Consider the following 14,193-nt stretch of genomic DNA (forward strand, 5'->3'; position numbering starts at 1 on the left):
TAAATAAAGAGAACAGAGGAATGGTGTGGCGCTTGCGCCGCAAAAACACTCCTCTTCTTCCCCTCTCCCCTCTAAAATTACTTCGTATGCATCACCCACACCCCGTTCCAGTCTTTAGGGGGTGCAAGCAGCAGTTGCTGCAAGCGGTTTGCATACAGGGTATACAGGGGCAAATCCGGGTGGGCCTGGCGCAAGGCACCCACAAGAACGGAAGCCTGGGAGAAATTCCCCTGGGAATACAACTGGCGGGCTTGTTCCCATTTCTGGAGTTCTTGTTCCCGCTTGTTCATCTCTTCAAGGGAAATAACGGTAAACACATCCACTGCCATCTTTTTGCCTTTCACTGTCAGGGTGTCCAGGTGCTGGAAGCCGAACAGGTCGTGGCAGGCCCGGCGGGTTTCACCGCTAATGACAATGGCTGTGCCATATACAGAACACAATGCTTCCAGGCGGGAAGTCAAGTTTACGGCGTCGCCAATAAGGGTATAGTTTTGCAGGTCGCTGGAACCCATGTTGCCCACGTAGGCTTTGCCAGTATGAATGCCAATGCCCATGGCGACATTCAGGCCAAATTCTGCTTCAATGTGTTTGTTTAAAATGGGCATTTGCTCCAGCATATTCATGCCTGTCTGCACCGCCAGCACAGGGTGGTTTGGCACGGTGAGGGGGGCATTCCAGAATGCCATAAGGGCGTCGCCAATAAACTTGTCCAGGGTGCCGGAATGGTCGCGCACAATGGATGTCATGTGGGTGAAATAGCGGTTCAGGAACTGCACTGTTTGCTGCGGTGTCAGCCCTTCTGCAATGGAGGTGAAGCGGCGAATATCCGTGAACATGATGCTCAGTTCCCGCTCTTCTCCTGCCATGAGGTCGCCATCAAAATGCATTATCTGTTTCACCACTTCAGGGGAAACATAGCGGGAGAATGTGGCCCGCAAAAGAACCTTTTGCCGCTCTTCATACCAAAAACGCAAGGTAAGCAGCACGCCCCCCTGGGTTACAATGATGAGCAAGGTATACACAGGGGAAATAAAAATCCCCCTGGTAAACAGGGTATGTGCGCCATAGAGCGAGAGAAACACCAGAATAAGGCCAACAGGAATGAACAGGCGGGGCCGGGCAAGGCAAAAGGCTGCGGCAGAAACCAGGCCGTATACCACAATCAGTAGCACCTGCGCGCCCGGTACCCACATAGGGGTAATTATGGAACGGCCGGAAAGCACGGCATCAATAAAGGCGGCGTGCACTTCCACCCCGGGGTAAATGTTGTCCAGGGGGGTGGCGCGAATGTCTAGTAACCCAGGGGCGGAAGTACCTACAAACGCAATTTTGCCTTGAAGGGCCTCTTTTGGGTAAGTGCCTTGCAGCACGTCTGCGGCGCTTATATACGGGTAGGTTTTGCTCCCCCCGCGAAAGGGAATGAATGCCCTGCCGTCTGGCTGCACAGGAATGGTATAAGGGCCAATGCGCAGGCTTTCAAGGCCGTCGCCCACGCCCAGCAGCAGGGTGTTTTTACCAAGGGCCACCATCAGGGTGCGCAGGCCCAAGCTGGCATGCAGTTTGTCTTCCAGCATTGTCAGCAGGGGCAGGGTGCGCACCACGCCGGATTGCCCAGGGGCCATGTTAATAAGCCCCACCTTGGCTTGCTCCCACATTACAGGCAAGGGAAAAGTGCCCCCTGTGGCGGTAAGTAGCCGGGTACGAAAATCTGTAGCATTGGGCTTTTCAAGCAGGGCATAATTGACACCTGGGGGAATGGAGGTGCCTTCAGCGTTGGCTTCTGAAAATTTGGCATACGCCCCAAGCACAACAGGGGCACCCTGCAAAGAGTTGGCAAAAAGGGTGTCATAATTGCTCAGGGCTTTGGGCAGGCCGCTTACATCCACTTCCAGCCCGGTGTTTTCCTTAATTTCCTTAATCACGTAGTCAGGGGAGTGGTTGTCTGGCTCTGCCAGCAAAAGGTCAAGCCCCACGGCAGCGGTGCCGCCCTGCATAAGGTTTTGCACCAGCTTTGCCATAAGCAGCCGCGACCATGGCCACTGTCCAAACTGGGCCAGTGAAGCTTCATCAATATCGATAATAACTGGCACAGGGGAAGGTGTGCCCCCGCTGTGCATGGTGAGCAGAATGTCATAGGCCTTGTCGTCTAACAGGCGCATTTGGCGCGGCTGCACAATGTACAGGGCGGCTACGGCAACGGTAACTACCAGGCTCCAGGTGCCCAAAATGGCCCAGCGATTTTTCAAGCGGCGAAAAAAAGTAAATGATGGCATAGTGCTTCCTGTGGACGTGGCGTTGGCAAAGAGGTGCAAAAGGCAATACTGGCTTTTTGTGCCTTACCTGAATGCACAACCTACGAAATGCTCTCATGGGAAGCAAGCACTATCTGTGAATTTTGTGGCTGCTCGCTTAAAGCACACAGCGTGCTCCTTGCCAGGTTAAGACTGGAAGGGAACACGCTGCGTTAGGGAAACTCCAAGGGGGTTATTCTGCCACGCATGGCTGAACACACGCTGAATAAATCAGCATTTTCCTAGTATAAGCCGGGCAGTCCTCGCTCACGCAGGCCCGCATCGCACGTGCCAAGGTGGTAGAAAACGTGCGTAGCCAGCAAGCCAATGGTAAAGGCATGGTCCAGTTCTTTGCCGGCTGCGTTTGAAAACCCAACGTTACGCTTAGTAAGGTCATTAAGCGTAAGGCGGGCAAGGTAGGCGTCTGCCCTGGTTTTGGCCTGGGTGGCAAATTCCTTAATGGCCTGCTTGCTGATAACCTCTGTGCCCTGCACTGTCAGGCCTACCACTTCCCTGCTGCACAGGGGGGTAAAGGGGGCGTCGCCTTCCTGGTGGGTAAAATAGTCGTAGGCACCAAAGGTATGGGCCACTTGTTGCCACACTGGCCAGCCGCCAAAGGTGCTTGCCCACAGGTCGTCTGGGCATACGTCAACAAATTGCAAGAATAAACCGTGGGCGCGTTCAAAAGACTGGGCCAGGGCGGCTATTTGTGGGTTTGACATGGGAAACTCCTTTTCGGTATGAAGAAAGCAGGGTATTGAAGTTGTCAGGGAATGCCCGGCTGTGTTCATAGCCAGCAGGACAACGAGAAATATTTTTTATACATAAGGCCTGTGTGGGCGGTGGCAATACTTTTGAATGCAGAAATAATCAGAGGGTGAAGATGGACACACGCCAGCGCCGGAAAGTAGCGGGCCTTGTGGGGGAAGCAGGCGAAGCGGCTGCCCGCACCCTGCTGGAGCAGGGGGGCTATGGCATTTGCGCATGCAACTGGCGGCCTCAGGGGGTGCAGCAGGGGCTGGAGCTTGACCTGGTGGCCCGTAAAGGCGACACTCTGGTGTTTGTTGAGGTGAAAACCCGTAGCGTGCCGCAAGGTGGGGGCATTCCCCCGCTGGCTTCGTTCACCCCGGCCAAGCAGCGCAAAATGGTGCGTGCGGCCCAGGCCTACCTTGCCAGCCACAACCTGTGGCATTTGCCTTGCCGGTTTGACCTTGTGTGCGTTACCCAAACCCCCAACACCCCACCAACTCTGGAGCATTTTTGTGATGTCATCTGCCTTGGGCACTCTTTGGATAGTGGCAACGCCGCTTGGCAACCCTGGTGACCTTTCCCCCCGCGCTAAAGAAACGCTGGAAGGAGCCACCCTTGTGCTGGCAGAAGACACCCGCCGGGCCGGGCAGCTTTTTGCCCGCTGTGGCATGAAGCACCACGGGTTCAGCAGTTTTCACGACCATAATGAGGAAGAACGCCTGCCCCGCGTGCTGGAAGCGCTGGAAAGTGGGCAACAGGTGGCGCTTATTTCCGACGCAGGCACGCCCCTGCTTTCCGACCCTGGCTTTCGCCTGGTGCGGGCCTGCCGGGGACGGGGCATACCCGTAAAGCCAGTGCCTGGGCCTTCAGCCCCGGTTACAGCCCTGTGTGCCAGTGGGTTGCCCCCGCTGCCCTTTGTGTTTTTGGGCTTTCCCCCGCGCAAAGAAGGGGAACGCGAAGCGTTTTTTGCCCCTTACGCCACCCTGCCCATTACCCTTATTTTTTTTGAACGCAAAGACCGCCTTGGGGAAACTTTGGGCACAGCCTATACCTTGCTGGGGGAGCGGGAGTTGTGCATTGCCCGCGAACTCACCAAAACATATGAAGAATTTATCCACCTGCCCCTTTCCCGCTATGCTGAACTCTCAGACGCTCTGCTGGGGGAGCTGACCATTCTGCTAGGCCCCCCTTGCCCTGGGGCCAGCCGCCACAGTGAAGAAGAAGTGCAGGCCCTTATTGCCAAAGAAGTGGCCCGTGGTGGCAAACCCAAAGAGGTAGCCCGGCGGGTGCAGTTGCAAATTATGGGCTGGAGCGCTAAGGATGTGTACAGGCTGATGCAAGAACCTCCATCCGCTTAGGGAACACTCGTTTTTTACAGTCTGTATAATTAATTGGGGAGGCCTGCCTCCCCAAACCCCACCGCCAAGGGCATGATGCCCTTGGAACCCCCCAGTTGCGTTACAATCCACTGCCAGCACGCCCAAAGGGTGCCCGGTCCAAGCGAGAAGCCATGAGCAAGAAAACCCCTTCCAACTTGATTGCCCAGAATAAAAAAGCCCGTCACTATTTTGAACTGCTGGAGTTTGTGGAAGCGGGTATTGTGCTTACCGGTTCAGAAATGAAAAGCATCCGCCTGGGTGCTGTGAACTTTCGCGATTCCTACGTTTCGTTTCGTGAAGGCGAGGCCTTTCTTATTGGCCTGCACATTGCCCCATACGCCAACGCAGGCTATTCCCAGCACGACCCGGACCGCGACCGTAAGCTTTTGCTGCATGCCAAGGAAATTGGCCGCCTTGCCCTGCAAATTGAACAGAAGGGCCTTAGCCTTGTGCCTGTAAATATGCACTTTACCCGCGGTAAGGTGAAGGTGGAACTGGCCGTTGGGCGCGGCAAAAAAATGCACGACCACCGCGAAACCTTGAAGCAGGCGGCGGCGTTGCGGGATGCGCAGCGCGAAATGAGTAGCTTCTAGTTTCCGCTCGGGCGTCGTAGAGATGAACAGCCAGCGTAGCTGTCTGTTCCCTCCGCCCTCGCTCCACGGCTCGCTACGCTCGCGACTGCCGTCGGCTTTAGGGATACAGCCCTGAACAGAAGAGTCCACTCCTGCTTCAAAAAAAGCTCATGCCTTGCCAAACAAAAAAACTGCACGTTTCCTTTCTTCGCTCGGGCGTCGTAGAGATGAACAGCCAGCGTAGCTGTCTGTTCCCTCCGCCCTCGCTCCACGGCTCGCTACGCTCGCGACTGTCGTCGGCTTTAGGGATACAGCCCTGAACGGAAGAGTCCACTCCTGCTTCAAAAAAAGCTCATGCCTTGCCAAACAAAAAAACTGCACGTTTCTTTTCTTCGCTCCTGCGGCGGGGTTAGATGCTTCGGTGGCATAGCCACCTTCGCCCCGCCTCGTCGCTACACGGCTCGCTACGCTCGCGACTGCCGTCGGCTTTAGGGAAGGCTTTGGCGTAGGGCTGTATTGGGCAACACCGGGCTTGGGGTGTAGGCCGTACCGGGCTTGGCAGTGGGTTCTGCCGTGTGCGGGTGGGGTGAAAAGAGGGGGGCCATATATGCTCCTGCAAATTATAGTATCAATTTTTTCGCACTATGGGCGTATGCACCAATGGTGTCAATATTGTAGCCTTGGTGTCTGTTTTTTTCAGATGAATATGTTGCTATGGCAGCAAAGTTCATGGCACAGGCACACGGTATTTTTTGCTGGGGTACTTGTTTATTGACGTGCTTTAGGTCATGAATGAGCAAAGCGTTTGCAGGTGTTTTTTCCGAACGTCTCATCCCATTTTTACCCTTGGCAGGTTGCTCATGGCCCGCATTACTTCTGTTTTGGCACTGGCGTTGGTGTTGGTATGTGTTGGTGTTGTGGCGGCTGTTGCGGCGGTGCCCGCAGCCAAGCCCACGTTTTACACCATGCGGGCCATTGCCCCGGAAAATCATCAAGATTCCCTTTCCCTGATATTTGATATTGATGGCAAGGCCTGCAACGACGCTTATGGCTACCAGTGGTCCACGGTGTGCAACGCCCCTGCCATGCGTGAAGGTGTGGTGCCAACCGTAACCATGACCCCCCCGCGTGAAGGCCAATGGGCGTGGGATGGGGAAACCCGCCTCATCTTTACCCCCCGGCAGCCGTGGCAACCGGATGAGCGCTTCAAGGTTGCTGTGGAAGCAGGCACCCTTGCCCCCAGGGTTCGGCTGGCAAGCAACACGGCCAGTGTGGCCACCCCCCCCCTGGCAGCGCGCATAGACAACAGCAATCTGGTTATTGACAGAAGCCCGCGCAGTTCGCACTGGGTTTCCTTCGACATGCGCTTTACCTACCCTGTGCCCACTGCCATTACGGGTAAAGACTTTACCATGCAGGTGGTGCCTTCGGGCAAGGGCCTTGCCCTTGGTGCGCCGGAACTGGTGTGGAATGCTGAACGCACTACGCTTACGGTTTCTGCCCCCATCACTTCCCTGGCGGAGCAGCCGGGGGTGGTGGAATTTACGGCAAAAGGCTTGCCCGGCGTGTGGCGCTGGGAAAATGACAAGCGCACCATTCGTAAGGAAGCTGCCCGTGAAAGCGTGCGGGTGCCGGGAAAAATAGGTTTTCTGGAAACATCAGAGGTTGCGTTGCAGCTTGTGAGCAACGATAAACTGCAAAAAGAATATCGCCTGAACCTGGGCTTTAACGTGCTTATGCGCCCTAAAGACGTGTTACAGTATGTGCAGGTGGTGCAACTGCCCCGGCTGCGCACCGCAGAAGCCCTTAACCCCACGGCCTGGACAGAGGCCCCTGTGCTGAGTGACGACGACCTGAAACGGGCCACCCCGCTGCGCCTTGAAGCGCTTACCCCGCAGGAAGAGCTAAGCAGCACCATACCCTTACGCATTACCCCGGAACCCGGCAGCTATATTGCCGTGGTAAAAGACCCCAAGCTGGCTTCCCCGGCAGGGTTGAGCCTTGGCAAAACACCTGCCAACGTGCTTGCTGTGCCGGAACGGGACGCCACGTTGAACTTTTTGCAGCCAGGCCATGTGCTGCCTCTTTCCAGCGACAAAAAGCTGGGGTTTGTGGGGTATGAGCTGGAAAGCGTCAACTGGCAGGTGTTCCACATGCGCCCGGAATTTCTCAACATAGTAGCTATGAGTAACCCGGGGTTGGACTGGACTGTGTATGGCGCTAACCAGTATGCCACCATGGAAGAGGGCACCATTCCCCTGGCTTCCAGCAAGGAAGGCAAGCCGCAATTTGGCGTGCTGGACCTTGCCCCCCTGTTGCAGGGAGGGGAAAAAGGGGTGCTGCAAGTAAAGCTGGAGGGCATGCGGCGTAACGAAAAAGGGGAACTTGTACGGGGGGAGGACGAGCGCCGCTTCGTGCTGGTAACCGACCTTGGCCTTGTGCTGAAGCAGAATTTTTCCGGCGGGTACGATGTGTTTGCCTGCTCCCTTGCCAATGGCGCCGCCATGGAAGGGGTAACCCTTGAAGTGCTGGGGGCCAACGGCCTGCCCGTGCAGGAAGCCAAAACAGACAGCACAGGGCACAGCACCCTTGCCCCTATGCAAAACCTGAGCCCGGAACGGCAGCCCAGTGTGCTGGTGGCCCGCAAAGGGCAAGACATGGCTTACCTGCCCCTTGGCAGCACTAGCCTGGAAGTGGATTACAGCAACTTTGCCACAGGCGGGCGCACGGGCATAGCCGGGCAAAGCCTTATGGCCCATGTGTTCAGCCAGCGCGGGCTGTTCCGCCCAGGGGAAACCATGCACTTTGGCGCGGTGGTGCGCAAAGGCGACTGGTCTGCCCTGCCGGAAGCAATGCCGTTGCGGGCCGTGCTACGCGACCCCACCGGGGCTACGGTACTGGACAAAACCGTTACCGTGCCTGCCTCCGGGCTGGTGGAGGTTTCCTGGCAGTCTGCGGAATATTCCCCCACAGGCAACTATTGGTTTACCCTGCAATTACCGGGAGATGACGAGGAAGCGCTGGCTTCCTGCATGGCAAAGCTGGAAGAATTTTTGCCAGACACCCTTGCCGTTTCCACAGCCTTTACCCCAAAGCTGCCCCGTGGCTGGCTGCGCGAACATGAAGTAACCGCCAACATTACCCTTACCAACCTGTTTGGCATGCCTGCGCCCCAGCGCCGGGTGGAAGGGCAACTGGCGGTCAGCCCTGGGCGTTTCGGCTTCCCAGGGTGGGAAAGTTATTCCTTTTTCCAGCAAACGGAAAATTTGCCCCTGCGGGAAGTGCCCCTGCCTGCCACCACTTCCAATGATGAAGGCAAAGCCGCCTTTGCCCTGGACTTGCGCCCCTTTGCCGGGGGGGTAAGTGCCGTGGCACTGAACGTGCGCGGGTTTGAACCGGGTGGTGGCCGGGCCGTGGAAACAGAACACACCTTCCTTGTTTCCCAGCAGGAACGGGTGGTGGGCTACCGCACCCTTACCAACCTGCGCTTTGTGCCCCAGGGCAGGCAGGCCATGCTGGAACTGGTAAGCCTGAACAGTAACCTGGAACAGGTAGACCCCGGCCCGCTTACGGCAGTTACCTCTTCGCGCCGCTACATCAGCACGCTGATGAATGACGGCGGCAAGCTGCGTAATGAATCGGTGCCGCAAGACACGGAAATTGCCCGCAGCCCTGTGGCGTTTTCCCTGCTGGAAGGCAAGCCGGAAGTCCGCTTCCCACTGGTCAGCACGGGCACCGGTGAACACGTGGTGCAGTTTTATGACGCCAGCAATACCCTTGTGTGTCAGGTGCCGTATTATGTGGCGGGCAACACCGTGCGGGTTGATGGCAAGCAAGACCAGGGCACCCTGCGGGTGGAACTGGAAAAAAGCGACTATAATGCAGGCGACACCATACGCATGGCCATAAACGTGCCCTTTGACGGGGCCGGGCTTATTACCATTGAACGTGAATCCGTGTTGGCCCATATCTGGTTCCAGGCCAAAGCCGGGGAAAGTGTACAAAGCATTGTGCTGCCCCAGGGCTTTTCCGGCAAGGGCTATGTGAACGTGTCTTTTGCCCGTTCCCTGGCTTCCCCCGATGTGTACATTACCCCCCACGTGTTTGCTGTGGCCTCGTTCCAGGCCAACATGCAGGAACGCGACCTTGGCTTGCAGGCCACAGTGCCGCAACGCCTGCGCCCAGGGGAAACCCTGAACGTGCGTATGCAGGCCAAAACCCCTGGCCATGCCCTGGTGTTTGTGGTGGATGAAGGCATATTGCAGCTTACAGGGTTCCGTTCCCCTTCTCCCTTGCAGGCCTTGCTGCTGGACAGGGGCCTGGATGTACGCACCTTTGTGAACCTTGGTCTGGTCATGCCAGACAACCGCCTTATTCAGGGCATGTTGCCTGGCTTTGGGGGCGGGTTAATGGCCAGTTCCTTTGCCATGCAAAACCCCTTCAAGCGTAAAAGTGAACCGCCCGTGGCGTTCTGGTCTGGCATTGTGCCTGTGGGGCCGGAAGGGTCCACCGTGGCTGTGCCCATTCCCGACTATTACAACGGCAAGCTGCGGGTTATGGCTGTGGGGGCTTCTGCCACCCAGGCTGGTGCCGCCCAGGGGGCTGTGTTTTCCCGTGGCGACCTTATTCTCACACCGCAAGTACCTGTAGTGGTGGCTCCTGGCGACATCTTTGAAGCCAGCGTGGCAGTAATGAACAACATGGAAGGTTCCGGCAAGGAGGCTCAGGTTTCCGTTGTGCTGGAACACGGCCCAGGCCTGAGCCTGAGCGGGCCGCTTACCCACACCTTCCCCCTGGAAGAAGGCGCTGAAAAGGTTGTGCGCTTTACCGCCACTGCCGGGGCAGAGCCGGGGGCCGACTTTATACTGACCCGCGCTTCCGGCAGCCACAGCGGGCAGGAATTCACGGCTAAGCGCAATGCCACTCTTTCTGTTCGGCCAGCCAGCCCGCGCATGGGGCAACTGCTTTCCGGCTTCACCGGCAAGTCCATGAACATTCCGGTGGGCCGCAAGCTGTTTGCCTATGAAGCCACAGCCCAGGCTTCGGCTTCACCCCTGCCACTGCCCATGGTGCAGGGGCTGGTGCGCTACCTTGCCAGCTACCCTTATGGCTGCACAGAACAGCTCATCAGCAAGGCCATGCCCTATGTTCTTTTGCTCAAGCACCCTGAACTGCTTTCCGGCAGTGGGGAAAGCCAGGAAGCCCTGCACAAGCGCGGGCAAACACTGGTGAACAAGGCTATTGCTGCCATTCAGCAGGCATCCAGCTTCCGGGGCGTTGCCCAATGGCCCGGCGACTGGGAGCCAAATGAACTGATTACCGCCTATGCAGCCGACTTTTTGATGGAAGCGCGCACAGCAGGCTTTGGCGTGCCTGCCATGGTGGAAGAAGGTGTCATTAATGCCCTGCGGCGCAGCACAGTGGAAACCGCCCACAACCTGCGTGAGGCACGCAACAAGGCCTATGGCGTGTGGGTGCTTTCCCGCCAGGGGCTTATTACCACGGAAGCCTTAATGCAGTTGGAGCGCGCTCTGAAAAGTGATATTCCCGGTTGGCAAGAAGACGTAACTGCAAGCCTTATGGCTGGCAGTTACAGCCTGTTGCACCTCACAAACATGGCAGAGGAGCGCATGGGCGGGTTTACTGGCAAGGCAACAGACTTTGCCCCCGGTGGCCTGTTTGACCCCTTGGCGGCAGCTTCCCTGCACACGGCTGTGCTGGCCCGCCAGTTCCCGCAGCGCCTTACGGGCGGGGCAAAGGAATATAACGCGGTTGTGCAAAACCTGCTGGACATTGCCCTGGACGAAATGCGCGGCAACCGCTTTGCCAGCTTTTCCGCTGCCCAGGCTATTCGCGGCATTTTGGCCCTGGCAGAGCACGGCAGCCAGGATGCCCCGGTGGCAGGGCTGCGTTGCCTTTCCGGGGCAGAGCAAACACTGCACCAAACTGGCCTTGTAACCTTGCTGGAAGCTCCCGGCTGCACCGAGTTTGCCCTGGCCCTGCCCAAAGAAGGGAGTGCAGGCAGTTACTGGCAGGTGTTCACCGAAGGCTTTGATAAAGTGCCCCCGGCAAAGGCTTCCTTTGAGGGGCTTGAACTGCATGTGGAATACCTTGGGCCGGAAGGCAAGCCAGTGGCAACCGTACCCCTTGGCCAGAAGGTGACTGTGCGCCTGCGGGCGCGCACCCTTGGTGGCCCCCTGGACCAGGCTGTACTTATAAGCCTGCTGCCCGGCGGGTTTGAAATGGTGCTGCCCCGTGACGACGACGCCCAGGGCAGTGCAGGGGAAGACGAGGCCGGAGAAGGCGAGTATGACAACAGCAGCTATTCTTCAGGAGCTTCTGTAACCCAACGCCAAGAGCGGCGTGAAGACCGTATGCTGGTGTTTACACCTCTTTCCCCGGAAGAAAAGGAGTTCACCTACACCATTCAGGCCGTGAACGTGGGCCAGTTTACCCTGCCTGCGGCCTATGCCGAAGGGCTGTACAACCGCAACATGCGGGCCAATACAGCGGCGGGTATTATTAAGGTCACACCTAATTAGGAAAGCGCTGAGTATTAATTTACTTGGGTGACTCCGTCCCCCATACCCCCTGCAAGGGGAATGATTCCCCTTGACCCTCATTTGCGTTCAGCTTTTCGCCTAGCGAAAAACTGAACGCCGATGTGGGGTTCCAAGGGCATAATGCCCTTGGCGGAGGGGGTTGGGGAGGCAGAGCCTCCCCAAGTGTCAGCCTAGGTTATATTATTATGCGTTGTTTCAGGTGGTGTCGTCGTCCGTTGGTGGCCCTTTCGCTGTGTGCGGGGGGTCTTTTGTTGTGCGTGCTGTTTGGTTTTTTTGCACTGCCCCGGCTGTTGCCAAAGCCTTTGTTGCTGGTGGCCATGCCGTATTCGCAGGTGGTGGGTGACGCACGGGGCACCATGCTGCGCCTTAGCCTTTCCAGTGACGAAAAGTACCGCCTGCCCATGCAGTCGGAAAAGCTGAACCCGCACCTTGTAAGCGCCACGTTGCTGTATGAAGACCGCTATTTTTACCAGCATCCGGGGGTGAACCCGTTTTCTTTGTTGCGGGGTGCCTACAGCACCTACATTGGCGGGGGGCGGCGCATGGGCGGTTCCACCATTGCCATGCAGGTGGCCCGGCTGCGGGGCGGGCCGGAGGGCGTATATTCCAGCGCCACGTTGGGGGGCAAGCTGGAGCAGTTGTTCATGGCCTTGCGGCTTGGTGCCCACTATAGCAAGGAAGAATTGCTGGCAGCGTATTTCAACCTTGCGCCGTATGGCTATAATATTGAAGGGGTGGAAGCCGCGGCGCAGGTATATTTTCATAAACCCGCCGCGCAACTAACCCTTGGGGAAAGTGTGCTGCTGGCGGTTATTCCCCAAAACCCCGGCAAGCGCGTGCCCACAGGCAGCCCTGCCCAAAAGGCTGCCCATGAAGCGGCCCGCCAGCGCCTTGCCGCCGCCTACCAGCAGGAATATGCCCCGCAGGGGGAAGCGGCCTTAAGCCTGACCCTGCCTGTGGTTATGCATGGCCCTGCTGCCTTGCCTTTTGCTGCGCCCCATGTGGTGCAGTATGTTATGGCAGCAAACCCCAAGGCCACCACCCTGCGCACCACAGTGCGTGCCCCGGCCCAGCGCGTGCTGGAAGAGGTGCTGGGGCACTTTGCCCAGCGGGGAGAACGTTATGGCCTGCGCAACGCCGCTGCCCTGCTGGTGCACTGGCCCACCATGGAAGTGCACGCCAGCGTGGGGTCTGCCGGGTTCAGCAAGGGGGCCATACAGGGGCAAATTGATGGCACGCGGGTGGCCCGTTCCCCCGGTTCCACCTTGAAGCCGTTTATTTATGGCCTGGCAGCGGAGCAGGGCCTTATTCACCCCATGAGCCTGCTGGTGGACGCCCCGCGCGGGTTTACGGCCTACAGCCCGGAAAATTTCGACAAACAGTTCCAGGGGCCGCTGCCTGCCCACATGGCCTTGAAGGCCAGCCGCAACATTCCTGCCATTAGCCTTGCCCTGCGCTTGCAGCACCCCAACTTGTACGATTTTTTGCAGCGGGCCGGAACCATTCTGCCATTTTCCCAGGAGCACTACGGCCTTTCCCTGGTGCTGGGCGGCGCAGAAATTCCCATGCAGCAGCTTGTTGCCATGTATGCCAGCCTTGCCAACCAGGGCATGCTGCGCCCCCTTGTGTATACAACCACGCCAGCCCCGGCCCCCGGCCCGCCTGTGCGTTTGCTTTCGCCGGAAGCGGCCTTCCTTGCCCTGGACATGCTGGCAGAACGCACCCGCGCTGTGCCCGGCCCGGCAGGCCCCGTGCCCGTGTACCTGAAAACGGGCACCTCTAACGGGTTTCGTGATGCCTGGACAGTGGGGGTGTTCGGCCCCTATGTGCTGGCGGTGTGGGCGGGGAATTTTGATAACAGCAGCAACCCCATGCTCATAGGTTCACAGGTGGCCATGCCCCTGTTTGAGGAAGTCGCCCGCGGCATTGGCAGGCTGCACCCCTTGCGCGACCTTGTGCAGCAGAACGCCCACGGCCTGAACCTGACCAAGCTGGATGTGTGCGCTGCCACGGGCGATACAGACATAAGCCTGTGCCCGGAAAAAACCAGCACATGGTTTATTCCCGGCGTTTCGCCCATTCGCTCCAGCGGGGTGTTCCGTACTATTTTGGTGGATGCAGAAACAGGCCTGCGGGCCTGTGTGGAAGGGGAACAAACCCGGCAAGAGGTGTGGGAATTCTGGCCTTCCGACCTGCGGCGTATCTTTTTACAGGCAGGCATTGTAAAGCCGGAACCGCCGGAGTGGATGCCGGGCTGCGGGGAAAATGCCCAGAACCAACGCGGGTTGGCCCCGGAAATTCGGGTGCCACGGGCCGGGGTGGTGTACCGGGTGAGTGTGCGCCAGCCGGAGCGGTATGCCCTGCCCCTGATGGCAGAAGGCGATGCCGACACGGGCACCCTGCACTGGTTTTATAATAACCGCTATTTGGGTGCTTCAACCAAGGGGCAGCCCATGGCCTGGGTGCCTCCGCCGGGGGCTGGCACCCTGCGCGTGGTGGACGAGCAGGGCAGGGCGAGTGTTATGCCGCTACGGGTAGATATGGTGGAGTAGGGGGGAGGGCCCCCTGACCCTAGCGGAGTGGCAAACAAAATAAAAACCACAAGCGGTTGCGCTGGCACGCCGCACTTACTCACGCA

General features: G+C 58.0%; 7 protein-coding genes. 5 read left to right on the forward strand and 2 right to left on the reverse strand.

Going from position 1 to position 14,193, the window contains the following annotated elements; translation table 11 throughout:
• Positions 1 to 77: 77 nt before the first annotated feature.
• Positions 78 to 2,273, reverse strand: coding sequence for a CHASE2 domain-containing protein (locus tag G497_RS0109750; RefSeq protein ID WP_027188011.1), 2,196 nt, complete (start codon positions 2,271 to 2,273; stop codon positions 78 to 80).
• 260 nt (positions 2,274 to 2,533) lie between these two features.
• Positions 2,534 to 3,013 (reverse strand): DinB family protein, encoded by a 480-nt coding sequence (locus tag G497_RS0109755; RefSeq protein WP_027188012.1) that lies wholly within the window; start codon positions 3,011 to 3,013, stop codon positions 2,534 to 2,536.
• A gap of 161 nt (positions 3,014 to 3,174) precedes the next feature.
• Here G497_RS0109755 and G497_RS0109760 point away from each other — a divergent pair, with 161 nt between their 5' ends.
• The 5 genes from G497_RS0109760 (at position 3,175) to pbpC (ending at position 14,107) form a co-directional block, all read left to right on the forward strand.
• Positions 3,175 to 3,615, forward strand: a complete 441-nt coding sequence (locus G497_RS0109760; protein WP_034637446.1) for a YraN family protein — start codon at positions 3,175 to 3,177, stop codon at positions 3,613 to 3,615.
• Positions 3,557 to 4,399, forward strand: coding sequence for a 16S rRNA (cytidine(1402)-2'-O)-methyltransferase (gene rsmI, locus G497_RS0109765; RefSeq protein ID WP_027188014.1), 843 nt, complete (start codon positions 3,557 to 3,559; stop codon positions 4,397 to 4,399). Before G497_RS0109760 ends, rsmI begins: the two co-directional genes overlap by 59 nt.
• A 152-nt stretch (positions 4,400 to 4,551) precedes the next feature.
• The gene (gene smpB / locus G497_RS0109770) at positions 4,552 to 5,013 is read left to right on the forward strand and encodes an SsrA-binding protein SmpB (protein ID WP_027188015.1); all 462 of its coding nucleotides are present in this window, start codon (positions 4,552 to 4,554) and stop codon (positions 5,011 to 5,013) included.
• An 839-nt stretch (positions 5,014 to 5,852) separates the two neighbouring features.
• Positions 5,853 to 11,534: an alpha-2-macroglobulin gene (locus G497_RS0109780; protein WP_027188016.1), complete on the forward strand. Its 5,682-nt coding sequence runs from the start codon at positions 5,853 to 5,855 to the stop codon at positions 11,532 to 11,534.
• 206 nt (positions 11,535 to 11,740) lie between these two features.
• Positions 11,741 to 14,107 (forward strand): penicillin-binding protein 1C, encoded by a 2,367-nt coding sequence (gene pbpC / locus G497_RS0109785; protein WP_027188017.1) that lies wholly within the window; start codon positions 11,741 to 11,743, stop codon positions 14,105 to 14,107.
• Positions 14,108 to 14,193 lie beyond the last annotated feature (86 nt).

Origin of the sequence: Desulfovibrio cuneatus DSM 11391 (genome assembly GCF_000430005.1) — a bacterium.
Taxonomy (GTDB): domain Bacteria; phylum Desulfobacterota; class Desulfovibrionia; order Desulfovibrionales; family Desulfovibrionaceae; genus Frigididesulfovibrio; species Frigididesulfovibrio cuneatus.

What these genes read in the sequence shown, in the direction of transcription:
- G497_RS0109780 (WP_027188016.1), top strand. Translation starts at nt 5,853, where the DNA reads ATGGCCCGCATTACTTCTGTTTTGGCACTGGCGTTGGTGTTGGTATGT.
- G497_RS0109760 (WP_034637446.1), top strand. Translation starts at nt 3,175, where the DNA reads ATGGACACACGCCAGCGCCGGAAAGTAGCGGGCCTTGTGGGGGAAGCA.
- smpB (WP_027188015.1), top strand. Translation starts at nt 4,552, where the DNA reads ATGAGCAAGAAAACCCCTTCCAACTTGATTGCCCAGAATAAAAAAGCC.
- G497_RS0109755 (WP_027188012.1), bottom strand. Translation starts at nt 3,013, where the DNA reads ATGTCAAACCCACAAATAGCCGCCCTGGCCCAGTCTTTTGAACGCGCC.
- rsmI (WP_027188014.1), top strand. Translation starts at nt 3,557, where the DNA reads ATGTCATCTGCCTTGGGCACTCTTTGGATAGTGGCAACGCCGCTTGGC.
- pbpC (WP_027188017.1), top strand. Translation starts at nt 11,741, where the DNA reads ATGCGTTGTTTCAGGTGGTGTCGTCGTCCGTTGGTGGCCCTTTCGCTG.
- G497_RS0109750 (WP_027188011.1), bottom strand. Translation starts at nt 2,273, where the DNA reads ATGCCATCATTTACTTTTTTTCGCCGCTTGAAAAATCGCTGGGCCATT.